At 71.7% G+C, this 23,233-nt stretch carries 20 protein-coding genes; 9 read left to right on the forward strand and 11 right to left on the reverse strand.

Annotated features, from left to right (window positions below; genetic code table 11):
* Positions 1–110 precede the first annotated feature (110 nt).
* Together ABFX55_RS31050 and ABFX55_RS31055 are read right to left on the reverse strand one after the other, a co-directional pair.
* Positions 111–1,607 (reverse strand): DUF885 family protein, encoded by a 1,497-nt coding sequence (locus ABFX55_RS31050; RefSeq protein WP_346126264.1) that lies wholly within the window; start codon positions 1,605–1,607, stop codon positions 111–113.
* A complete protein-coding gene (locus tag ABFX55_RS31055) occupies positions 1,604–2,581 on the reverse strand; it encodes a LacI family DNA-binding transcriptional regulator (RefSeq protein WP_346126265.1) in 978 nt (325 codons plus the stop codon). Before ABFX55_RS31055 ends, ABFX55_RS31050 begins: the two co-directional genes overlap by 4 nt.
* Positions 2,582–2,673: 92 nt before the next feature.
* Between ABFX55_RS31055 and ABFX55_RS31060 the strand changes: the two genes are divergently transcribed.
* From ABFX55_RS31060 to ABFX55_RS31070, 3 genes are read left to right on the forward strand one after another with little or no spacing between them, the layout of a single operon-like run.
* On the forward strand, positions 2,674–3,903 hold the full coding sequence (locus ABFX55_RS31060) for an MFS transporter (protein ID WP_346126266.1): 1,230 nt from the start codon (positions 2,674–2,676) through the stop codon (positions 3,901–3,903).
* Complete coding sequence (locus tag ABFX55_RS31065; RefSeq protein WP_346126267.1) at positions 3,904–4,602, forward strand: alpha/beta fold hydrolase; 699 nt, start codon at positions 3,904–3,906, stop codon at positions 4,600–4,602.
* A gap of 4 nt (positions 4,603–4,606) precedes the next feature.
* Entirely contained in the window at positions 4,607–4,885 is a 279-nt protein-coding gene (locus ABFX55_RS31070) for a hypothetical protein (RefSeq protein ID WP_346126268.1), read from the forward strand.
* Here ABFX55_RS31070 and ABFX55_RS31075 read toward each other — a convergent pair.
* From ABFX55_RS31075 to ABFX55_RS31090, 4 genes are read right to left on the reverse strand one after another with little or no spacing between them, the layout of a single operon-like run.
* Positions 4,869–5,612: an MBL fold metallo-hydrolase gene (locus tag ABFX55_RS31075; RefSeq protein ID WP_346126269.1), complete on the reverse strand. Its 744-nt coding sequence runs from the start codon at positions 5,610–5,612 to the stop codon at positions 4,869–4,871. The genes ABFX55_RS31070 and ABFX55_RS31075 overlap by 17 nt on opposite strands.
* A gap of 15 nt (positions 5,613–5,627) precedes the next feature.
* Entirely contained in the window at positions 5,628–6,482 is an 855-nt protein-coding gene (locus ABFX55_RS31080) for a PLP-dependent cysteine synthase family protein (RefSeq protein WP_346126270.1), read from the reverse strand.
* Positions 6,479–8,125 carry a GMC oxidoreductase gene (locus tag ABFX55_RS31085; protein WP_346126271.1) on the reverse strand — a complete coding sequence of 549 codons (1,647 nt, stop codon included), beginning with the start codon at positions 8,123–8,125 and terminating at the stop codon, positions 6,479–6,481. Before ABFX55_RS31085 ends, ABFX55_RS31080 begins: the two co-directional genes overlap by 4 nt.
* Positions 8,122–9,642, reverse strand: coding sequence for a succinic semialdehyde dehydrogenase (locus ABFX55_RS31090; RefSeq protein WP_346126272.1), 1,521 nt, complete (start codon positions 9,640–9,642; stop codon positions 8,122–8,124). The genes ABFX55_RS31085 and ABFX55_RS31090 overlap by 4 nt, the downstream gene beginning before the upstream one ends.
* Positions 9,643–9,698: 56 nt before the next feature.
* Here ABFX55_RS31090 and ABFX55_RS31095 point away from each other — a divergent pair, with 56 nt between their 5' ends.
* On the forward strand, positions 9,699–11,627 hold the full coding sequence (locus ABFX55_RS31095) for a protein kinase domain-containing protein (RefSeq protein ID WP_346126273.1): 1,929 nt from the start codon (positions 9,699–9,701) through the stop codon (positions 11,625–11,627).
* Between the two features lie 31 nt (positions 11,628–11,658).
* Positions 11,659–13,764, forward strand: coding sequence for a beta-propeller domain-containing protein (locus tag ABFX55_RS31100; protein ID WP_346126274.1), 2,106 nt, complete (start codon positions 11,659–11,661; stop codon positions 13,762–13,764).
* Between the two features lie 149 nt (positions 13,765–13,913).
* On the opposite strand, the gene ABFX55_RS31105 is transcribed toward ABFX55_RS31100, so the two are convergent.
* Both ABFX55_RS31105 and ABFX55_RS31110 read right to left on the reverse strand, forming a co-directional pair.
* A complete protein-coding gene (locus ABFX55_RS31105) occupies positions 13,914–15,644 on the reverse strand; it encodes a glycerol-3-phosphate dehydrogenase/oxidase (protein ID WP_183650724.1) in 1,731 nt (576 codons plus the stop codon).
* Between the two features lie 34 nt (positions 15,645–15,678).
* A complete protein-coding gene (locus tag ABFX55_RS31110; protein ID WP_344835549.1) occupies positions 15,679–16,449 on the reverse strand; it encodes a DeoR/GlpR family DNA-binding transcription regulator in 771 nt (256 codons plus the stop codon).
* Between the two features lie 104 nt (positions 16,450–16,553).
* Between ABFX55_RS31110 and ABFX55_RS31115 the strand changes: the two genes are divergently transcribed.
* Genes ABFX55_RS31115 through ABFX55_RS31130 form a run of 4 tightly spaced genes read left to right on the forward strand, consistent with a single transcriptional unit; the run spans position 16,554 to position 20,264 of the window.
* Complete coding sequence (locus ABFX55_RS31115; protein WP_346126275.1) at positions 16,554–17,426, forward strand: SIS domain-containing protein; 873 nt, start codon at positions 16,554–16,556, stop codon at positions 17,424–17,426.
* Positions 17,423–18,556, forward strand: coding sequence for an N-acetylglucosamine-6-phosphate deacetylase (nagA, locus tag ABFX55_RS31120; protein ID WP_346126276.1), 1,134 nt, complete (start codon positions 17,423–17,425; stop codon positions 18,554–18,556). The genes ABFX55_RS31115 and nagA overlap by 4 nt, the downstream gene beginning before the upstream one ends.
* On the forward strand, positions 18,556–19,434 hold the full coding sequence (locus ABFX55_RS31125; protein ID WP_346126277.1) for a 1-phosphofructokinase family hexose kinase: 879 nt from the start codon (positions 18,556–18,558) through the stop codon (positions 19,432–19,434). Before nagA ends, ABFX55_RS31125 begins: the two co-directional genes overlap by 1 nt.
* A gap of 8 nt (positions 19,435–19,442) precedes the next feature.
* Positions 19,443–20,264, forward strand: a complete 822-nt coding sequence (locus ABFX55_RS31130) for a class II fructose-bisphosphate aldolase (protein ID WP_183650732.1) — start codon at positions 19,443–19,445, stop codon at positions 20,262–20,264.
* A gap of 334 nt (positions 20,265–20,598) precedes the next feature.
* On the opposite strand, the gene ABFX55_RS31135 is transcribed toward ABFX55_RS31130, so the two are convergent.
* The 3 genes from ABFX55_RS31135 to ABFX55_RS31145 form a co-directional block, all read right to left on the reverse strand.
* Entirely contained in the window at positions 20,599–20,772 is a 174-nt protein-coding gene (locus ABFX55_RS31135) for a hypothetical protein (protein ID WP_346126278.1), read from the reverse strand.
* Positions 20,773–21,077: 305 nt separating this feature from the next.
* A complete protein-coding gene (locus ABFX55_RS31140) occupies positions 21,078–21,851 on the reverse strand; it encodes a phosphotransferase (RefSeq protein WP_346126279.1) in 774 nt (257 codons plus the stop codon).
* A gap of 263 nt (positions 21,852–22,114) precedes the next feature.
* Positions 22,115–23,233 carry a GuaB3 family IMP dehydrogenase-related protein gene (locus ABFX55_RS31145; RefSeq protein ID WP_183660218.1) on the reverse strand — a complete coding sequence of 373 codons (1,119 nt, stop codon included), beginning with the start codon at positions 23,231–23,233 and terminating at the stop codon, positions 22,115–22,117.

Genomic DNA, 23,233 nt, shown 5'->3' on the forward strand with positions numbered 1-23,233 from the left:
GCGGACGGCGCGGCGGAGCGTCGAGGGCATCTGTCACCGCCCGGCGCGGCAGTTAGCGGACCTCAACCTCTTGACACGACCACCCCCGCCTTGACCAACCGGCACTGCCGCTAGCCCAGCGCGCGGGAGAGCAGGCCGAGGGGCGGCGAGCCGAGGCCGAGCATCGCCTGGTGGAAACGGCGCAGGGAGAAGCCCGCTCCCCACTGCGAACGCGCCTCCTCGCGCAGGTCCTGGATGAGCAGCTTGCCCCAGGTGTAACGGCCGTAGGTGGGGTCGAAGGTGGCCCTGCGAGCCTCGGACAGCGCCGCAGGGCCCGCCAGATGGGTGTCGCTCTCGAAGCGGCGCGCGCCCTCCTCGACCGTCATCTGACCGGTGTGCACGCCGATCGCGCAGGCCAGCCTGGTGACCCTGATCAGCGCCTCGAGCCACACGCCGATCTCGAAGCGCGGGTCGTGGGCCTCGAAGCCCTCCTCGACGCACAGCTCCTCGCCGTAGTGGGCCCAGCCCTCGGCGAACGACATCGACAGCAGCAGCCGCCTGACGTCGGAGCTCACGTGACGCAGCGCGCGACCGTGGGAGAAGTGCCCAGGAGCCACCTCGTGCACGTTGATGGCGGGCAGCGTGGTGTCGCTGAAGACCTCGAGCCACTCCTCCTGCTCGGGAGCGGGCCAGGAGGTGTCCGGCGGGGTGATGTAGTACCAGGAGGGACCCTCGGGCTCGCCGGGCGCGTTCCACGCCATCATCGCCATGGCCCAGCGCCGCGACTCGGGCGCCAGCCCGACCAGGCACTCGCCGTCGTGGTAGGGCACGAGGTCCTTCTCGCGGGTGAACGCGATGGCCTTCTCCGTGCCGATCCTGGCCGCCTCGATGACGCCGTCGGCGTCGGGGTGGCGCTTGACCAGCTCGCGGGCCACCTCGAGCGGCGGCCTGCCCTCCTCGCCCAGCTTCGCGCACGCCTGCGCCAGCAGCGAGTGGAGGCGGTCGCGCTCGGCGTCGGCGCGCTCGGCGAGCCTGCCGAGATCGACGGGCAGCCCCTCCGAGGCGCCCATCAGCCTGGCCAGCGCCTCGCCGCCGAGCGCCGCGTCAGGGTCGCCGACCGCGGCGGCCCGCTCGACGTGCGCGACCAGCCGCGCGTGGGCCTTCAGCGCGTCGTCGTCGGTGATGCCTGCGGCCAGACCCTTCACCGCGCCGAGCAGCGAGGTGGCGACGGGCGCCGCCACGGCGTCGAGCGAGCTGATCGCGTGCTCGACCGCCTCGGGCCACCGCGCCAGGTGCGCCGCCTTGGCCGCCTCGCGCTCGGGCGCGGGCGCGTAGTCGCGGTCGTAGCAGGCCAGGTCGAGGTTGGACAGGTGGAAGAGCGGGTTGCGCCTGTGCAACTGGAGCTCGCCGAACACGACCTGCGCCGCGCCCTCGAAGACCTCCAGGTGAGCGGCGTCGTAGGGGTCGGCGGGCGCGGGGCCCTCGCCGACCCGCGCGAGAGCCGCGGCCACGCCCTCGGGCGAGAGGTCCTGGACCCTGCCGTCGTACTCGTGCCTGCCGCCGCTCTCTCTCGCGTCGGCCTGGTTGAGGTCGAGCACCGCCCGCAGCCTGGCGTCGAGGTCGATCATGTGGAGTCCCTTCGGATGAGCTGGAGTGTCCAGACGTCTACGTCGCCGCAGGCCATGCCGCGAACGAGCCGGTCGATCAGCGTGGCCATCCTGGCAGGCGCCGCCGACAGATCGGGCCTGACCGTGCTCAGCCTCGGCCGGGTCAGCCGTGCGAGGGGCAGGTCGTCGCAGCCGATCACCGCCACGTCGCCCGGCACGCGCAGCCCCGCGTCGTGGAGAGCGGCCAGCAGCAGCATCGCGTACTCGTCGTTGTAGGCGAACACGCCCTCGCCGCCCTTCAGGCCCGCCACGAAGGCAGCCGCCTCGGCCTCGTCGAAGGCCAGGTCGACCGCCGCGACGGGGACGCCGGCCGACCGCGCTCCGCGCAGCCTGGCCAACCCCATCTCCCTGATGCCCTCCTCGCGGGGCACCACCGCCACGATCGGGTCGCGGCCCCGCTCCACCAGATGCCGTACGGCCAGCGCGCCCACCCCCTCGTGGTCGGTGAGCAGCGAAGGGACGTCGTCCACCGGCGCGTGTCCCATACCGATGATCGCCTTGACCCCCGCCGCCCTGAGCACCTCGATGCCCGCCCTGGTCAGCCTGCTGGTGTCGGCCACCACGGCGGTGGGCCTGAGCTCGGCCCACGCCTTGGCCGCCGCGACGCCCTTCGTGCGGCGGGCGCCGTACTGGACCATGGTGTAGCCGCGCCCGCCCAGTTCCTTGTCGAGCTCCTCCAGCAGGCCGGTGGCCAGCGGCCCCTGCGGGATGTCGGGCACGGCGACCAGCACCACGCCGCTGCTGCCCGTGCGCAGCGTGCGCGCTCCCGCGTGCGGGACGTACCCGAGCCGCTCGGCCGCGTCGCGGACGCGTGACCTGGTCTCCTCGCTGATCCGGCTGCCCGGCCGGTCGTTGAGCACGTAGGAGACGGTGGCCTGGGAGACGCCCGCCGCTCGGGCGACGTCCATGCTCGTGGCGGGCCTGTTGCCGCTCATCACATCCAGAACATTCCTCTTGTCAGGTGCGGTCACTCGATGCTATCCAGTGCTTATACGTATAACCACCCCCCATCAAGTCAGGAGTCGCCATGGTCCCCACCACTGGCGTCCGCCGGGACGGCATGCCGAAGCTGCTCACCGTCCTCGGCGCGAGCAACGCCGTCATGTACGCGCTCTACATGGGCGTCGGCGGCCTGCTCGTGCAGACTCAGATCGCCGAGATCGACCCTGCCAACAAGGTCGCCAACGTGGGCCTGGTCGCCGGGGTCAGCGCCGTCTTCGCGACCGTCTTCAACCCGATCGGCGGCATGCTCTCCGACCGGACCACCCGCTCACGCTGGGGCAGGCGCAATCCCTGGATCCTCGGCGGCGCGATCGCCGCGCTGGCCACGATGCTGCTGATGAGCCAGGTCTCGACCGTCCCGATGATCCTGCTCGGCTGGTCGCTGGCGCAGGCCATGATGAACCTCTACCAGGCCGCGCTCACCGCGATCATCCCCGACCGCGTCCCCGAGCAGCGCAGGGGCACCGCCTCCGCCGTCCTCGGCGTCGCCACCTCCGTCGGGATCGTGTTCGGCACCCAGGTCGCCGTCTTCTTCGTCGGCGACGTCTCGCTCGGCTACCTGGTGTACGGCTCGGCGGTCGTGCTCGGCGCCCTCCTGGTGGTCTCCCTCACCCACGACCCCCGCCCCGGCGAGTACGAGGTGGCGGTCAAGCCCAAGCGGTCGATCGCCGACTTCCTGTCCGCGCTGGGGCACCGCGACTTCCTGTGGGTCTTCATCGGGCGCAGCCTGATGGTGCTCGGCTACTTCATGGTCCTGATGTTCATGCTCTTCATCTTCCAGGACCACATCGGCATCCCGAAGGACGAGGCGCCACAGGCCGTCGCCACCGCGACACTGGTCTCGACGATCTGCGCCGTGCTGGCGACCGTGGTGTGCGGTCCGCTGTCGGACCGGCTCGACAGGCGCAAGCTCTTCGTCACCGTCGCGGGCGTCGTCACCGCCGTGTCGATGGCGCTGCCGCTGCTGTGGCCGAGCTGGACCTCGATGCTGATCTACAGCGCCATCCACGGCGCGGCCTTCGGCGCCTACGGGGCCGTGGACATCGCCATCGTGACCCTCGTCCTGCCCAGCAAGGACGACGCCGCCCGCGACATGGGCATCCTCAACATCGCGAACGCGGGGCCACAGATGATCGCCCCGTTCATCGCCTCGGCCATCATCGGGCTCGGCGGGTACTCCTCGCTCTGGCTCGTGGCCATCGTCATCTCACTCATAGGGGCGGTCGCCGTACTGCCGGTCAAGGGAGTCAGGTAAATGCAGCTGCACACGCGCGAATGGGGCACAGGCGACCGGGTCGCGGTGCTCATCCACGGCATCATGGCCAGCTCGGAGTGCTGGTGGCGGGTCGGGCCCGCGCTCGCCGAGCGCGGCTACCGGGTGATCGCCGTCGACCTGCCCGGCCACGGCGCCTCGCCCAGGGCGGAGACCTACCCGGTGGAGCTCATGGCCTCGTCGGTGCTCGAGTCGGTGCCGTCCGCGCCCGCGCTGGCGATCGGCCACTCCCTCGGCGGCCTCACGCTGGCCGCCGCCGTCGACAGGCTCCTGCCGGAGAAGGCCGTCTACTCCGACCCCGCCTTCAGGATGCCCGTGCTGGAGGGCGGCGTGGCGATGACCGACGGCTTCGTGGCGGCCAAGGACTGGACGGCCGAGCAGATAGCGGCCATGCACCCGGGCTTCTCCGCCGAGGAGGTGGCGGTCGAGGTGGAGATGCTCAAGGGCTGGGACCCGCAGACCGCGCTCGCCCTGGGCAAGGTGGTCGGGACCGACTTCACGCCCGCGCCCGTGACGCCGTCTCTGGTGCAGATCGCGGACCCGAGCTTCCTCGTCGCCCCCGCCTTCGCCGAGGAGTTGCGGGAGCGGGGGTTCGAGGTGCGGATCGTGAAGGGCGCCGAGCACACCATCCACCGCCACCTCTTCGACGACTTCCTGAGCGGACTCGACGGATATGTCTAGACCTATGACGATCCGCATCACCACCCTGGCCGAGCGGCCCGACCTGGCAGATTCCCTGTGGCAGATGCCCCACGCAGAGCTACCCGACGACGGATGGGACGCGGTGGTGCGGTGGGGCGCGGACACCCGCAGGAGGGGCGCCCGCTCCACCGCGATCTCGGCGCTCGACATCACCATCAGGACCGACCTGCTGGGCGGCGGGATGTCGGGCAGGATGCTCGCCGCGATGCGGGAGGACGCCGTCTACGTGGAGCCGAACGTGTGGGTCAGCCACCCACTGTGATCTGCTCGCCCGGCTTGAGCAGGCGGAGCCTGCCGGACAGGCCCGCCCGCCCGAAGGCCTCCTCCAGCGTCGAGCGGCCCTGGGTGAAGTGCGCCCAGTGCTCGAAGTGGAGCGGCACGACCTCGCTCGCCTCGAGGATCCGCGCGGCCTCGGCGGCCGCCTCGCTCGACAGCGTGAGATCGACGGGGCCGAGCAGCGGCGTCCGCGCCGCGCCCGCGAACAGCACCGCCACGTCGACGGCGCCGAGGCGCGAGCGGATGCTCCTGACCACCTCGAGCGAGGCGTTGTCGCCGCTGACGTACACGGTCGGCAGCCCGTCGCCCGACAGCACGAAGCCGGTGACCTCGCCGGTCAGGTGCTCGCTGCCGTCCGGGCCGTGCTGGGCGGGAACGCCGGTCACCCGCAGCGCGCCGACCTCGACGCTCTCCCAGTTCGGCAGCGCCCTGACGGCGCCGCCGAGCCGTCCGGCCGCCTGCCCCGTGGACAGCACCAGCGGGACGGTCTCCAGATACGCCCTGCCCGAGGTGTCCAGGTTGTCGGGGTGCTGGTCGTGCGAGAGCAGCACCAGGTCGGCGGGTTCGGGGCCGAAGGCGGGACCCGCCGTCTTGGTCAGCACCCGCGTGCCCACCGGGTAGTCGCCAGGCGGGTCGAACGTCGGATCGACGACCAGCCGCACTCCACCGAGCTCGATGACGGCGGTCGGACCGCCCGCGTAGCGAATCTCCATGCCGTGCTACGACATTCACCGGCTCGCGGGTATTCCCCCGATCACGGTCACGATCAGCCCGCCCTTCATGCGCTCGGCCAGCCTGAGCCCCGCGACCAGAGCGGTGCCCGAGGCGTCGCCCACCGGATGCCCCGTCACCTCGGCGATCGTGCGCGCCGCAGCCCTGCTCTCCTCGTCGGGCACCGGGATCACCCTGTCGACCAGCTCGCCCCTGAAGCCCGGCTCGACCCGCGGCCTGCCGATCCCCTCGATCCGCGAGGGCATCCCCGTCGTGTAGTCGGCGGCGTCGAGGGTCCAGCCGGGGAAGTACGCGGAGTTCTCGGGGTCGGCCACGGCCACCCTGGTGCGCCTGCCGAGCGTGGCCGAGGTGGCGCCGGTGTTCGCGCCGACCACCACCCAGTCGGGCTCGACCTGCGCCAGCAGCTCGTCGGCGAGATCGTGCTCGGCCGCGCGGCCGAACTGGTCGAGGAAGTGCCCCTCGATCTCGCGCGCCGCCTCGTAGATCGCCAGCGGCGGCGTGACGAACCTGCACTCCCCGCCCAGCTCCTCCACCCTGCGCGCCCGCTCCTCACTGCGCTGTCCCGGCATCACCACGACGTACGCCAGGCCGAGCCGCCTGGCGAACCACGCCTGCGCCACCGCGGCGTTGCCTCCCGTCGCCTCGACCACGGTCGTCCCCTCGGTGACCAGCCCTTCGGCGATCGCCTGGCGGAACAGCGCCCTGGCGTGCCTGTGACGCATGGTGCCGGTGGGATGGGCCGACTCGTCCTTCATCAGCACCGTGACGGGCCCGCCCGCAGGGAACTCCACCAGCGGGGTCGGCTCCTGCTGCTCGTCCAGCAGGGCCAGCGCCCATGCCTTCCAGCTCATGACAGCACTTTCAGCCTGAGCGCCCCTGGAGCCGCCTCGGGAACGGCCGGCCGCACGGGCGCGACCGGCGAGAGGGTCACGTACGGCGAGCCGGGGGCGGGCCTGGGATCGGGCTCGCCCGCGTTCGGCCAGAACGACATCGCCCGCTCGGCCAGCGCGGTGATGGTGAGCGAGGGGTTGACGCCGAGGTTGGCGGAGACCGCCGATCCGTCCACGACGTGCAGGCCGTCGTAGCCGTACATCCGGTGGTAGGGGTCGATGACGCCGCTGTCAGGGGAGTCGCCGATGGCGCAGCCGCCGAGGAAGTGCGCGGTGGCGGGGGTGTCGAACAGGTCGAGCCACGACCCGCCGGGCACTCCGCCGATCTCCTCGGCCGCGTGCCGTACGGCCTCGTGGCCCGCGGGGATCCAGGTCGGGTTCGTCCCGCCCTCGCTGCGCAGGCCGAGCAGCGATCTCCTGGTGGTGATGGCGTCGCCGTTGGCCTGCATGACCAGGGCGATGAGCGTCCGCTCCGACCAGCGGCGCAGGTTCAGCAGGCGCAGCGCGGTCAGCGGGTCGCGGGCCACCTGGCGGGCGAAGCCGCGCAGGCGCGAGCCGTCGCCGTCGACCAGCAGCGTGCGCAGCAGGCCCATGGCGTTGGAGCCGTCGCCGTAACGGACGGGCTCGATGTGGGTCCGCGCGTCGGGGTGGATCGAGGAGGTGATCGCGACGCCGTGGTTGAGCTTGGGCCCTTCGGCGGAGAGCCGCTCGAAGCCGAGCAGCGCCTCGGAGTTGGTGCGGGTCATCGCGCCCAGCCGCGGAGAGAGGCCGGGCAGGGTGGTCGACTTCAGCCGGTGCAGCAGGCGCTGGGTGCCGTACGTGCCCGCCGCGAAGACCACCTGCCCGGCCCTGAACGTACGGCGCCGCCACGGCGCCCCCGTGCGGTGCGCCGTGACCAGGTAGCCGTCGCCGTCGGGCCTGACCGAGACGACCGTGCACTCGGGATAGACCTTCGCCCCCGCCCGCTCGGCGAGGTGGAGGTAGTTCTTCGTCAGCATGTTCTTGGCGTTGTGGCGGCAGCCCGTCATGCACTCGCCGCACTCGACGCAGCCGTCGCGCAGCGGGCCCGCTCCGCCGAAGTACGGGTCCTCGCCGCCCTTGCCGAAGTAGACGCCGACGGGCGCGGGCCTGAAGGTGCCGGCGACGCCCATGCGCGCGGCGACCTTCTTCATGACCTCGTCCGCTCGGGTCAGCGTCGGGTTCACGACCACGCCGAGCATGCGCCTGGCCTGGTCGTAGTAGGGCGCGAGCTCGGCCTTCCAGTCGGTGATGCCCGCCCACTGCGGGTCGAGGAAGAACGGCTCGAGCGGCTCGTAGAGCGTGTTGGCGTAGACGAGCGAGCCGCCGCCCACGCCCGCTCCCGCCAGCACCATGACCCTGGTGCCCTTGGGGCCGCCCAGCACGTGGATGCGCTGGATGCCCTTGAGCCCGAGCCATGGCGCCCACAGGAAGTCGCGCGCCCGCCACGAGGTCTTCGGCAGCGTCGACTCGTCGAACCTGCGGCCGGCCTCCAGGACGCCGACCCTGTACCCCTTCTCCGCCAGCCGCAGGGCGGAGACGCTGCCGCCGAAGCCCGAGCCGACGACCAGGACGTCGAAGCTCACTTGAGCCGCAGCTTCTTCATCGTCTTGAGCAGCCCCGCCAGCACGTCGGCGTACTTCTCGTACGGCATGCCCATCGGCGGGTCGAAGCCCAGCCATGACGCCTGGGTGGCGATGTTCTGCACCTCGGTGAATTTGAGCAGGCCCTCGACGCCGTGCCTGCGGCCGAGGCCCGAGGCCTTCATGCCGCCCATGGGCGCGTCGTAGGAGGCGTAGGCCGCGCCGTACCCCTCGTTGATGTTGACGGTGCCCGCCTTGACGCGCGCGGCGAGCGCCCGGCCCCGCGCCGGGTCGCCTGTCCACACCGAGGCGTTGAGCCCGTAGATGGTGTCGTTGGCCAGCGCGACGACCTCCTCCTCCGTGGAGTAGGGGTAGAGGCTGACCACGGGGCCGAAGGTCTCGTTGCGGCACAGCGCCATGTCTTCGGTGACGCCGGTCAGCACGGTCGGCTCGTAGAACAGCGGGCCGAGGTCGGGACGGGCCCTGCCGCCCGCCAGCACCTTCGCGCCCTTGTCCACCGCCTCGGTGACGTGCGCGACGACGCCGTCGAGCTGACGCCTCGAGGTGAGCGAGCCCATCTGGACCGACCAGTCGCGCCCGGCGCCGAGCTTCATCGCCCCGACCTGGCGCACCAGGCGGTCGGCGAAGGCGTCGAAGACCGACGCGTGCACGTAGAGCCGTTCGATGGAGATGCACAGCTGGCCCGCGTTGGTGAAGCAGGCGCGGATGGCGCCCTGGGCGGCCACGTCGAGGTCGGCGTCGTCCAGCACGATCATCGGGTTCTTGCCGCCGAGCTCGAGCGAGCAGCCGATGAGCCGCTTGGCCGCCTCCTCCGCGATCTTGCGTCCGGCCTTGGTGGAGCCGGTGAAGGCGACGTAGTCGGCGCCGTCCATGAGCGCGTCGCTGATGTCGGCGGGCTCACCGAGCACGACCTGCCAGATCTCGCGCGGCATCCCGAGCTCGACCAGCAGGTCGATGGTCCACAGCGTGGACTGGGAGGTCTGGGTGTCGGGCTTGTGGACGACCGCGTTGCCCGCCAGCAGCGCGGGCACGACGTCGCTCACGCCCAGCGAGAGCGGGTAGTTCCACGGCGAGATCAGCGCGACCACGCCCTTGGGGTGGCGCAGCTCGATCACCCTCGTGGCCACGGGGAAGATGCCCTTGCGCGCCTTGGGCGCCAGCAGCCCGGCGGCGCGGCGGGCGTAGTAGAGCGCGCAGCCCGCGACGTCGAGCACCTCCTCGAAGGCGTGCCTGCGGGCCTTGCCCGTCTCGCGCTGGACGATGTCGAGGATCTCCGCGCGCCGGTCGAGGATCGCGTCGTGCAGGCGCAGGAACGGCCTGGCGCGCTCGGCGGCGGGCAGCGCGGCCCACGCCTCCTGCGCGGCGCGCGCCCGCTCGTGCGCCGCGCGCACGTCGTCGGCCGTGGAGACCGGCATCGCGGCCATGGGTTCGCCGGTGAAGGGATCGATGATCTCCTGGGTTCTCCCGCTGGAGACGACGTGGCTCAGGCTGTGCGGCATACCTCGAAGAATATTCGGTGGCTCAACCGTTATCGCGGCCCTGGAGAATTCCGGTCATGGCGCCCTTCAATCCGCTCAGATCAGGAGACCCCGCAAGACTCGGCGGCTACTCGCTCGTGGGCAGGCTGGGCGAGGGCGGCCAGGGCGTCGTCTACCTCGCCACCGACCCGGTGGGCGCCCACGTGGCGATCAAGTGGCTGCGTCCGGGCGACGCCGTCAGCACCGAGCGGTTCCTGCGGGAGGTCGAGGTGGCCAGGCGGGTGGCCGCCTTCTGCACGGCGCAGGTCCTGGCGACGGGCTCCGAGCTCGACAGGCCCTACATCGTCAGCGAGTACATCGAGGGACCCACCCTGCAGCGGGTCGTCCAGGAGCATGGCCCGCGCTCCGGGCCCGCGCTGCACCGCCTGGCCATCGCGACCGCCACCGCCCTGGCCGCGATCCACCAGGCGGGGATCGTGCACCGCGACTTCAAGCCGGCCAACGTGATCATCGCGCCCGACGGCCCCCGAGTGATCGACTTCGGCATCGCCAGGGCGCTGAACGCCACTTCGACGATCACCTCGTCGCCCGTGGGCACGCCGTCGTTCATGGCTCCCGAGCAGTTGCTCGGGCATCAGGTGGGCCCTGCCGCCGACATGTTCACGTGGGCGTGCACGATCGCCTACGCGGCCTCGGGGCGTCCCCCTTTCGGCAGCGACACGATGCCCGCGGTGATCAACAGGGTGCTGAACGCGCCGCCCGACGTCTCGGAGCTCGACGAGCCGCTGCGCGAGGTGGTGCACGCGTGCCTGTCGAAGGATCCCTCGCTGCGGCCCACGGCCGAGCAGGCCATCATGCGGCTGCTGCGGCAGCAGCCCGGCCACCACGGAGCGCCGCAGGGGCCGTTCCATGCCCCCGAGTTCCGCTCCACGATCCACCCGCCGCCGCGGCGGAAGAGGACGGGGCTGGTGGTCGGGCTGTCGGCGGGGGTCGCCGCGCTGCTGGTCGTGGTGGCCGCCGTGGTGGTGCCGTGGGGGCGGCTGGTCGACCTCGCGGCGGACTCGCCGGCCGTACGGACAAGTGAGCGCACGCCCTCCCCCACGAAGAGCGCCCGGATCACGCCCAGCCCCACGGCCAGCCCGTCCAGGCAGCGGCTGCTCGGCACGCAGGCCACCGTCTACGAGCGTCCTGGCGACCCGATCAGGCTCACCAGCTACGAGGTCTACGACAAGAAGGCCAAGGAGTGGGTGAACTACGCCAGGAAGACGCTGACCGGAAGCTTCTCCCGCTACGAGGACAACTGGGAGACCCTGCTCTCCCCCGACGGGCGCCTGCTCGCCGAGCGCGGCAAGGACTACACCTCCGACAAGTACGACGCCATCTTCATCACCGACAGGCGGACCGGCAGGAAGACGACCGTCAAGACCGTGAAGGAGCCGCTGATCAGCAGCATCCGCGCCTGGTCGAACGACGGCTCCAAGATTCTGCTCAACATCGAGCGCTCCAAGGGCGACGACTGGGTCTACCCCGGCTTCGCCATCATCGACGTGGCCACGGGCAAGCTCGCCATGGCCGACGTGCCCGGCACCACGGAGAACTCCTTCGGCTGGGACGGCCGCGGCGAGGGCGTGGTCAACCAGTACGGCTCGGACCTCAGGTTCTTCGACGCCTCCGGCAGAAGGCTGCGCGACGTGCGCGACATCGGCGACCTGCCGGCCGGGACCCAGGACATCTTCTCCCCCTCGGGCGCGAGCTTCGCCACGGAGTGCCCCGACGGCGAGCTGTGCGTGTGGGACAGCCGCTCGGGCGAGCGGCGGCACATGATCTCCACCTCCTGCGACAAGCTCCTCGGCTGGTACGACGAGACCCACCTCTACTGCTGGGAGCTCGACAACGCCGCCAAGGACAGGATCGAGGTCATCGACTTCACAGGAAAGGAGATCCGCACGCTGGTCGACATCCCCGACGGCGTCGGATACAGCCCGACCTTCACGAGATCCCCGTGAACCGTTCGGAGCGGGCACGCGTGTAGGAGGCATGAAGACGTTGATCCGGACGGCACTGACCGCCGCGGCCCTCGCGACGGCGACCGCCGCCTGCTCCTCATCCGTCACCGCGCCACCGGCGGCCGCTCCGCTCGACCTGAGCGACGTGAAGCTGGTCTCCTACGACGGCTGCGACGACATGCTCTCCGGGTTGCGCGAGAACACCGCCAAGAGCGTCACGGAGTGGGGGCTCGGCGGCCCCCAGATCATGTACATGGAGCGCGCGGACATGGCGAGCAAGGCCGTGCCCGAGGCGACGCGGGACAACGCGGGCGCGGCCGAGCACTCGACGACGAACGTGCACGAGCAGGGCGTCGACGAGCCCGACCTGGTCAAGACCGACGGCAAGAGGGTCATCACGGTCAGCAACGGCAAGCTGCGCGTCATCGACGCCGCGACCAGGAAGGTCACGGGCACGCTCGAACTGGCCAAGGAGAAGTGGGTGGCGGGCGACCTGCTGGTGTCGGGCGACCGGGCGCTGGTGCTGTTCAACGGTGGCGGCATCCCCTTCGGCGCGGTCGCCAAGCGCGCCTTCGCGCCCCAGGGCGGCCCGCAGTACGCGCTCGTGGACCTCTCGGCCGAGCAGCCCAAGCTGCTCGGCACCATCGAGCCGAACGGCATGCACGTGGACGCCCGCCTGGTGGGCTCGACGGTACGGCTGGTCGTGCGCAGCCAGCCCGACATCGTCTTCCCCCAGGCCCGCGAGGACGTGTCGAGCGCCGAGCGGCTCAAGGTCAACCAGGACGTCGTCCGGCGAGCCCCCATCTCCGCGTGGCTGCCGAAGTTCACGATCACCGGCGCGGCGGGCCCGTCCCGCGAGGAAACGGTGCCGTGCGAGCGGGTCAGCCACCCGGAGAACTACACGGGGACGTCGCTGCTGACCGTCCACTCGATCGACCTGACGCAGGACCTGGCGGCCTCGGCGGCCAACCCGATCAGCGTCGCGGCCGACGGCGACACCGTCTACGGCACCGGCACCAGCCTGTACGTGACCAGCAACCCCCGCTGGTGGTTCCCCGTCCCTGTCGACCCCCCGGTGATGGACACCCCCGTGGAGCCCGCGCCCTCGGCGACCGCCTCGGCCCCTCCCGCCTCCACCTCCACCTCCGGCACCTCCTCGGGCTCCGGCCTGGCGCCCGCCGAGGAGCCGACCTCGTCCGACCCCTCGCCCGCCGTCCCGCCCACGCAGCCGGTGGCGCCCACGGAGCCGGTGACGCCCACGGAGCCGGTGGCGCCCACCAGCTCCCCCGTCATCCCGCCGGAGGAGACCGAGGTCCACCGCTTCGACATCAGCCGCCCAGGCGCGCCGAAGTACGTCGCCTCGGGCAAGGTCCCCGGCAGGCTGCTGAACCAGTACTCGATGTCGGAGCACGAGGGCAACCTGCGCATCGCCACCACCCTGGCCGACCAGAAGACCAGCTCGAGCGCCGTCTACGTGCTGCGCGCCGACACCCTGGCCAAGCTCGGCGAGGTCGGCGGCCTCGGCAAGGACGAGCGCATCTACTCCGTCCGCTTCATCGGCCCTGTCGGCTACGTCGTGACCTTCAGGCAGGTGGACCCCCTCTACACCCTCGATCTGCGCGACCCTGCCGCGCCCAAGGTCACGGGCGAGCTCAAGATCACCGGGTACTCGGCCTACCTCCACCCCGCCGGCGACGGCCGTCTCATCGGGCTCGGGCAGGAGGCCAGCGAGAAGGGCAGGACGCTCGGCACCCAGGTCTCGCTGTTCGACGTCAGCGATCCGGCCGCGCCCCGAAGGCTGTCCCAGCTGTTCCAGAAGGACTCGGGCTCCGAGGCCGAATGGGACCCGCACGCGTTTCTGTACTGGCCCAAGACCGGCGCCGCCGTCATCCCGGTGAGCAGCTACCGCGAGAACCAGACCGACTCGGGGGCGATGGTGCTGAAGATCTCCGACACCGAGGTCACCAAGGTCGGCACCATCACGCACCCGAAGATCAAGGAGGGCGACCACAGCTTCCAGCCCGGCATCCAGCGCTCGATGGTGATCGGCGACTCGCTGTGGACGCTCTCGCAGGCGGGCATCAAGGTCAACGACCTGAACACGCTGGACGAGCAGTCCTGGATCCCGCTCAGCTGACCATAACCAGGGGGTTATGAAGCAGGTCTTGGACAGCATCGGGGCACGCTTCCCATGATGCTGTCCATGACCCACGGCCGGCGCGCCCACACGACTTCACCTGGGCGAACGGCAAGATCGTCAAGGCGGACCCGCAGTACGCGTGACCCTCAGGTCGGCAGCGCGACGGGGACGATCTCGGGGGCGCCCAGGCGGATCGCGTCGGCCTCATGATCGGTGTCCTGCTCCTGGGACAGCCGCTCGGCCTCCACCCGCTTGGTGAAGTACTCGACCTCCCTCTTCACCTGGTCGCCGTCCCACTCCAGCGGCCCCGCCAGCAGTTCGGCGGCCTCCTGCGCCACGGCGAGCCCGCGGTGGAAGGTCTCGATGGAGATGTGCGTGCGCCTGGTCAGCACGTCGTTGAGGTGGCGCGCCCCCTCGTGGCTGGCGGCGTAGACGATCTCCGCGCGGAGGTAGTCGTCGGCCCCGTTGAGCGGGCGGGCCAGCGAGCGGTCGTGCTCGACCAGCTCGAGCACCTCCTCGATGAGCGAGCCGTAGCGCTGGAGCAGGTGCTCGATGCGGGCCACATGCAGACCCGAGTTGTGCGCGAGCCGGTGACGGGCGTTCCACAGCGCCTGGTAGCCCTCGGCCCCCGCCAGCGGGATCCTGTCGGTGCAGGAGCGGGGCACGCGCTGGTCCAGCCCGTGCGCCACGGCGTCGACGGCGTCCCTGGCCATCACCCTGTAGGTCGTGTACTTGCCACCGGCGATCATCACCAGGCCAGGCACGGGGTGGGCCACCACGTGCTCACGCGACAGCTTGGAGGTCTCCTCGGACTCACCCGACAGCAGGGGACGCAGGCCCGCGTAGACGCCCTCGACGTCGTCCCTGGTCAGCGGCACCGAGAGCACCGCGTTGACGTGGTCGAGCAGGTAGTCGATGTCGACTTTGGAGGCGGCGGGATGGGCCTTGTCGAGGGTCCACTCGGTGTCGGTGGTGCCGATGATCCAGTGCCTGCCCCACGGGATGACGAACAGCACGGACTTCTCCGTGCGCAGGATGATGCCGGTGAGCGAGTGGATGCGGTCGCGCGGCACCACCAGATGGATGCCCTTGGAGGCGCGGACGTGGATCTGCCCCCGCCCGCCGACCAGCTCCTGGATGTCGTCGGTCCACACCCCTGTGGCGTTGACGACCTGCCTGGCCCTGATCTCGACCTCGGTGGAGTTCTCGAGGTCGCGCACGCGCACCCCGGTGACCCGCTCGCCCTCGCGCAGGAAGCCGACCACCTGGGCGCGCGGCGCCACGAAGGCGCCGTAGGCCGCCGCGGTGCGGAGCATGGTCATCACGTAGCGGGCGTCGTCGACCTGCGCGTCCCAGTACTGCACGGCGCCGGTGAAGGCGGTGCGCTTCAGCGCGGGGGCAAGGCGCAGCGCCCTGCTCCTCGACAGGTGGCGGTGCCCTGGCACCCCTCTGGACATCCCCGAGGCGAAGGCGAGCGTGTCGTAGAGCGCCACCCCTGCCCCGACATAGGGACGCTCCCAGCCGAAGTGCGTCATCGGGAAGAGGAACGGCACCGGCCGTACGAGGTGGGGGGCGATCCGCTGCAGCAGCAGCGCGCGCTCCTGCAGCGCCTCCCTGACGAGTTCGAAGTTGAGCTGTTCCAGGTAGCGCAGGCCGCCGTGGATCAGCTTGGACGAGCGAGAGGAGGTGCCCGAGGCGAAGTCGCGCGCCTCGACCAGCCCGACGGACAGGCCGCGGGTGACCGCGTCGAGCGCGACTCCCGCGCCGACCACGCCGCCGCCCACGACGACCACGTCCAGCTCTCGTTCCGCCATCGCGGCCAGCGCGGCCGATCTCTCGGCGGGGCCGAGCCGGGCGGATCCGATGTTCGCCGTCATGACTTCGAACGTACCCGCTTTCGGACGGCACGCCTCACGCGCGGATCACCTTCACGCCCGCCTCGCTGAGTCGGCCGACATGCTCGTCCGGGAGCCGCTCGTCGGTCACGAGCGTGTCGATCCTGTCGATCGGGCAGATCCTGGCGAAGGCGCGCCTGCCGACCTTGGAGGAGTCGGCCACGACGACGACCTGGGCGGCCCTGCTGATGAGCAGGTTGTTGACCGAGGCCTCACCCTCGTGGTGCGCGGAGGCGCCGAGCTCGACGTCGATCGCGTCGACGCCGAGGAAGGCCACGTCGAGCGTCACCTGCTCGAGCACGCCTCCGGCCAGCGGCCCGATGAGCTCGTAGGACTGCGGCCTGGCCACCCCGCCGGTCACGACGATCTTCACGTGCTGGCGGACGGTGAGCTCGGAGGCGATGTTCAGCGCGTTGGTGACGATCGTGAACCCGGCCTCCAGCGTGGAGCGGGTGGCGAGGGAGCGCGCGAGCTCGGAGGTGGTGGTGCCGCCGTTCATGCCGATCACGGCGCCGGGAGAGACCAACTCGGCCGCCGCGGCGGCGATGCGGTGCTTCTCGTCGGCGTGCCTCGCCGTCTTGTAGCGCAGCGGCAGGTCGTAGCTGACACTCTGCGCGACCGCGCCCCCGCGCGTGCGCATGAGCATCTGCTGCTGGGCCAGTTGATCGAAGTCGCGGCGGATCGTCGCGGTGGAGACGTCGAGCGCTTCGGCAGCGTCCTCGACCGAGAGCCGTCCCTCCTGCGCGAGCAGTTCGAGAATCGAGTTCCATCGGTCATAACGGCTCATGAAGGCAAGCGTGACACAACCGAGGACCGCACGACCAGCACTGCACAGTCGTGCTCCATTCTGATATAAAAAGAGCAGAAACAAACACAATCGGGAGGAATGCCTTGACCACCCACACGGAGGCCGAGATCGCGTCCCAGCCCAGCTGCTGGCAACGCGCCGTCGAGAACATCCCGGCCGACGCCCTGCCCCAGCCGGGCGAGCGGGTCGCCGTCGTCGGCTGTGGCACCTCCTGGTTCATCGCGATGGCCTACGCCACGCTGCGCGAGCAGGCGGGGCTGGGCGAGACCGACGCCTTCGCCGCGTCGGAGGCGCCGCTGGGCCGTTCCTACGACAGGGTGCTCGCGCTGACGCGCTCGGGCACGACCACCGAGGTCCTCGACCTGCTCGGCAGGGTCGACGCCAAGACCACGGCCATCACCGCGGACCCGAACACCCCCGTCATGACGCTGGCCGACCAGGTCATCGTGCTCGACTACGCCGACGAGCGGTCGGTCGTCCAGACCCGCTTCGCCACCACCCAGCTCGCGCTGCTGCGCGCCAGCCTCGGCGAGGACCTCACCAAGGCCATCGCCGACGCCTCCGAGGCCGTCGCCTCGCCGCTGGCCGCCGAGCTGGTCGAGGCCGAGCAGTTCAGCTTCCTCGGCGCGGGCTGGTCCGTCGGCCTGGCCCAGGAGGCCGCGCTGAAGATGCGCGAGGCCTCCAGGTCGTGGACCGAGGCCTACCCCGCGATGGAGTACCGCCACGGCCCGATCAGCATCGCGGGTCCCGGCCGCGTCACCTGGATGCTCGGCACCGCGCCCGAGGGCCTGCGCCAGCAGGTCGAGGCCACCGGCGGCACGTTCTTCGAGACCTCGCTCGACCCGATGGCCGAGCTGATCCGCGCCCAGCGGGTGGCCGTCGCGCGCGCCTTCGCCCGCGGACTCGACCCCGACGAGCCGATGCACCTCACGCGATCTGTGATTCTTTCTTCATGAGCCTTACTCTCGCCGACGCCCGTATCGCGACCCCTGAGGGAGTTCACGACGGGTGGCTGACCATCGAAGACGGCCGCATCACGCATGTGGGCCACGGACCCGCCCCCCGAACGGGCCACAGCCTGGCGGGACGACTCGTCGTCCCCGGCTTCGTCGACATCCACAACCATGGCGGCGCGGGCGGGTCCTTTCCGACTGGTGAGCAGGACAAGGCGCGTGACGCTGTCGCGCTCCACGAGAGACACGGCACCACCACGATGGTCGCCAGCCTGGTGACGGGGTCGGTCGAGGACATCGCCTCGGCCACCTCCTCCCTCGCCGACCTGTGCGACGACGGGATCCTCGCGGGCATCCACTTCGAGGGCCCCTACATCTCCAAGGCGCGCTGCGGCGCCCACGACCCCAAGTTGCTGCGCCGTCCCGACCCCGAGGAGTTCGGCGGGCTGGTCAAGGCGGGGCGCGGGCACGTGCGCATGCTGACCATCGCCGCCGAGCTGCCTGGCGCGCTCGACACCATCCGTACGGCGGCGGCCGAGGGCGTCATCGCCGCGCTCGGTCACAGCGACGCCACCTACGAGCAGACGATCGCCGGCATCGACGCGGGCGCGCGGGTGGCCACCCACCTGTACAACGCGCTGCCCCCGCTCGGCCACCGCACGCCCGGCCCCATCGCGGCGCTGCTCGAGGACGAGCGCGTCACGATCGAGCTCATCAACGACGGCGTGCACGTCCACCCGGCCATGCTCCGCCTGGCCTACACCGTGGCAGGCCCCGAGCGCACGGTGCTGATCACCGACGCGATGGCGGCCACCGGCATGGGCGACGGCACGTACGTGCTCGGCTCGATGGAGGTGAGCGTCAAGGACGGCGTCGCCCGCCTGGTCGAGGGCGGCTCGATCGCCGGCAGCACGCTCACCATGGACGTCGCCTTCCGCCGCGCCGTCCAGCAGGTCGGCCTCTCGCTGGCCGAGGCGGTCGAGGTCTCCTCACTCACGCCCGCCCGCGTGCTCGGCCTCGACGACACGATCGGCTCGATCGCCGTGGGCAAGGCGGCCGACCTGGTCGTCATGAACGACTCTCTCGAGGTCGCCGGCGTCATGCGGCGCGGCGCCTGGATCACGGAGCCCTGATGATCCTCACCGTCACGCTCAACGCCGCCCTCGACGTCACCTACCAGGTGCCCGACGCCGACTGGGACGGGGTGAACCGCGTCTCGGCGGTGCACAGGCGTGCCGGTGGCAAGGGCGTCAACGTCGCGCGGGTGCTCGCCGCCCTCGGCCGCGAGGTCGTGGTGGCGGGCCTCGCGGGCGGTCCCACGGGCCAGGCCATCAGGGCCGACCTCGACGCGGCGGGCCTGCCGTCCGCGCTCACCCCCATCGGCGGCGACTCCCGCACCACGCTGGTGGTCCACTCGGGCACCACGGCCCTGTTCAACGAGCCGGGCCCCGACGTCACCCCCGCCGAGCTCGACCGCTTCCTGGCCGACTTCCTGGAACTGGCGAAGCGCGCCGAGGTCGTCGTGGTCTCCGGCAGCCTGCCGAGGGGCGTCCCCTCCGACTTCTACGCCACCCTCGCCGACCTGTCCGAGGTCCCCACGATCGTCGACGCCGACGGCGAGCCGCTGCGCCACGCGCCGAAGGGCCGCCCCACGATCGTCAAGCCCAACAAGGACGAGCTGGCCCGCGCCTTCCCCGAGGGCGGCGCGCAGGCGCTCATCGCCCGGGGCGCGGGCTCGGTCGTGGTCTCCATGGGCGAGGACGGCCTGCACGCCATCACCCCCGAGGGGACGTTCAGGGCGCGCATGCCGTACAGGGTCGAGGGCAACCCGACCGGCGCGGGCGACGCGCTGGTGGCGGGCCTCGCGCTGGGCCTGGCCGACGGCTCGCCCTGGCCCGAACGGCTGCGCAGGGCCGCGGCGCTGGGCGCCGCCGCCGTCGCCGCGCCGGTGGCGGGCGAGTTCGACCGCGACGTGTTCGACGCCATCCACCCCCAGATCGTCATCGCTTAAGGAGCACCATGCCTCTCGTCGGAATCGCCGAGATCGTCCACCACGCGAAGGCAGGAGTCGGCGCGTTCAACGTGATCCAGCTGGAGCACGCCACCGCCATCGTCGCGGGCGCCGAGGCGGCCGGCGCGCCCGTGGTGCTCCAGATCAGCGAGAACGCCGTCCGCTACCACGGCGCCCTCGAGCCCGTCGCGCTCGCCTCGCTCGCCGTGGCCAGGCGCGCGGCGGTGCCCGTCGCCGTCCACCTCGACCACGCCACCGACAGGGCGCTGGTCGAGGAGGCCGTCTCGCTGGGCCTCGGCTCGGTGATGTTCGACGCCTCCGCGCTGCCCGACGAGGAGAATGTCGCGGCCACGGCCGAGGTCGTCGCCCACTGCCACGCGCACGGTGTCTGGGTGGAGGCCGAGCTGGGCGAGGTCGGCGGCAAGGACGGCGTGCACGCCCCGGGGGCCCGCACCAAGCCGCACGAGGCCGTCGACTACGTCGCCCGCACGGGCGTGGACGCCCTGGCGGTCGCCGTCGGCACCTCGCACGCGATGACCACCAAGGACGCCGTGCTCGACCTCGCGCTGATCGCGGAGCTGGCCGCCGCGGTGCCGGTGCCGCTGGTGCTGCACGGCTCCTCGGGCGTCTCCGACGACAACCTGCGCGACGCCGTACGGCACGGCATGAAGAAGATCAACATCGCCACGCACCTCAACAAGGCGTTCACGGGAGCGGTCCGCGAGTACCTGGCCGGCGACCCCAAGGTGGTCGACTCCCGCAAGTACCTCAAGGCCGGGCGCGACGCCGTGACCCGCGAGGTCACCCACCTGCTCGGCGTGCTGGGCTGAACCCGCAGGCGGCGGCATACGTGTGAAGGGGCATGCGCCTGCTCGCCTTCCTGGCCGTCCTCGCCGGATTCCTCCTGGTCCCCGCGGGTGCGGCCTGCGCCTGCAGCTGCGCGCCCTTCGAGCCCCGCGCGGCGGTGGGCGACGCGGCCTCGGTGTTCACGGGGACGGTCACCGGCCTGCGGCAGCTCCCCGGCTCGCCGCTCGGGCCGAGGCCGCCCTTCGTGGTGACGTTCGCGGTGGACCAGGTCTACAGGGGCGAGCGGCAGGCCACGGTCGAGGTGGCGACCAACGCCGACTCGGCCTCCTGCGGCTACCGGTTCGCGCAGGGGGCGCGCTACCTCGTGTTCGCCTCCGACGGGCCGATGGGCAGCGGGCTGTTCTCGATAGATCCAGGCACCACGCTGCACTCCTCGCTCTGCTCGGGGAACGTGGCGCTCAGGCCGGGGAGCGGCCCCCTGCGCAGGGGTGACGAGGCCGTGTCGCCGGAGGGCTCGGAGCAGTCGCTCACGAAGGAGCTGCTCACCGTCCTCGGCCGCCCGGCGCCCGCTGTGTCGCCCAGCGAGCCCCCCCGCATCATCTCCCGCGGTGTCTCCCGCCGGGTCTCCCGCCGGGTCTCCCGCGGTGTCTCCCGCGGTGTCTCCGGCGGCGGCGGAGGCCGGGCGGGAGGGCGGCCAGGTCTGGGGGCCGGTCATGAGCGGCGCGGCCCTGCTGGCGGGGGCCGCGGCGGTGGCGTGGCTCTCGGCGAGAGTGACGGCGAGGCGAAGGCGCACCCGCTGACCTGCGCCCTGTCAGCACCCGCTGACCTGCGCCCTGTCAGGAGTCCAGCGCTCGCAGCACCCGCTCGACCTGCCGTCCGAATGTGCCCGGCGGGTTGCGCGGGCCCTCGCCCGACAGCAGGAACAGCCACATCAACGCCTGCAGCCTGCGGCACTCGCGCACCCGTGCCGCCTCTTCGCGGTCGAGCTCGACGCAGGCCAGGACGTCCACCTCGCCGTCGACCCACGCCGACACGTGCTCGGCCAGCTCCGCCAGCTCGAAGGCCCTGTCGCTCCTGCCTGAGTCCTCGAAGTCCACGATCCGGACGCGCGTGCCGTCCCAGAGGAAGTTGGCCAGGTTGCCGTCTCCCGCGCCGAAGGCGGGTCGCGCGCCCGCGGTGCCTGGCCGCCAGCCGTCCAGCCAGCGGGCGCCCTCGCTCACCGCCAGATCGGCCCGCGAGCCCCTGGGCCGCCACCGGGCGCACCACTCGCGCACCTGCGCGGCCAGCGCAACGACCTGCCATGGCCGCTCGGGCAGGCCGTCGAGGACCCGGGCGGGCACCGCCTCGTGCATCGCCCCGAGCGCCTCGGCCAGACCTTTCAGCTGCGCCTGCCCGAGCGTCAGACCCCGCAACGGCGTCCCCTCCAGCCTCGACATCACCACCACGCCGGGCTCCAGGGCGATCGGCTCGGGCGCGAGGCCCGGCGCGTGTTCGGCCAGCAGGGTCAGCGCCAGCCACTCGCGCTCCGCCGCGCCCTGCGCCCCGTCGGTGAACCGCTTGGTGACCGCCTCGCCCACCACCGAGACCGCATGCGTGTTCTGAAGATCCATGGCGAGGGATTCTAGGAGCCGGGCGTCCCCGCCTTCTCCGGCGAGTTCAGGCCCACGCTGTTCACGCCGACCACGTCCGAGACCCGGTGCCAGGGTCACCTGGTACGGCAGGGCATGAGACCGGACGCGCCGCTCGCGCCCCGCCGCCACGGCGCGAACGGCATGACGGACGGGGCCCGTCATGGGACGACGGCGCATCCTCCCGTCAGACGACGAGACCCGCACCGCGTACGGCGGTGCGGGTCTCGCTGGGTACGGGCGGGTCAGCGCTGGACGGGCGCCACGACCACCTCGACGCGCTGGAACTCCTTGATGTCGGAGTAGCCCGTGGAGGCCATGGTCCGCTTGAGCGCGCCCATGAGGTTCATCGAGCCGTCGGCCACGCTGGAGGGCCCGTGCAGGATCTGCTCCAGGGTGCCGACCGTGCCGAACTCCACGCGGCGCCCGCGCGGCAGGTCGGGGTGGTGCGCCTCCGAACCCCAGTGGAAGCCGTGCCCGGGGGCCTCGGAGGCCCTGGCCAGCGGCGAGCCCACCATCACCGCGTCGGCGCCGCAGGCGATGGCCTTGGCGATGTCGCCCGAGGTGCCCATGCCGCCGTCGGCGATCACGTGGACGTAGCGGCCGCCCGACTCGTCGAGGTAGTCGCGGCGCGCCGCCGCCACGTCGGAGATCGCCGTGGCCATCGGCACGGCGACGCCGAGCACGTTGCGCGTGGTGTGCGAGGCCCCGCCGCCGAAGCCGACCAGCACGCCCGCCGCGCCCGTGCGCATCAGGTGCAGCGCGGCGGTGTAGGTGGCGCACCCGCCGACGATCACCGGCACGTCGAGCTCGTAGATGAACTGCTTGAGGTTGAGCGGCTCGGCCTTGCTCGACACGTGCTCGGCCGAGACCGTCGTGCCGCGGATGACGAAGATGTCGACGCCCGCGTCGATGACCGTCTTGTGGAACTGCACGGTGCGCTGGGGCGACAGCCGGACCGCGGTGGTCACGCCCGCGTCGCGGATCTCCTGGATCCTGCGCCCGATCAGCTCCTCCTTGATCGGAGCCGTGTAGATCTCCTGGAGCCTGCGCGTGGCCGCCTCGATGTCGAGGGAGGCGCACTCCTCAAGCAGCGGGCTGGGGTCCTCGTAGCGCGTCCAGAGGCCCTCCAGGTCGAGCGGCGCGAGACCGCCGAGCCTGCCGATCGCGATCGCCGTGGCGGGCGAGACCACGCTGTCCATGGGCGCGACCACGACGGGCAGCTCGAACCGGTAGGCGTCGATCTGCCAGGCGATCGAGACCTCCTCCGGGTCGCGGGTGCGCCGCGACGGCACCAGGCCGATCTCGTCGAGCGCGTAGGCACGGCGGCCGGTCTTGCCGCGGCCGATCTCCACCTGAGTCAT

The organism is Nonomuraea roseola (assembly GCF_039535395.1).
In the GTDB taxonomy this organism is placed as follows: Bacteria; Actinomycetota; Actinomycetes; order Streptosporangiales; family Streptosporangiaceae; genus Nonomuraea; species Nonomuraea roseola.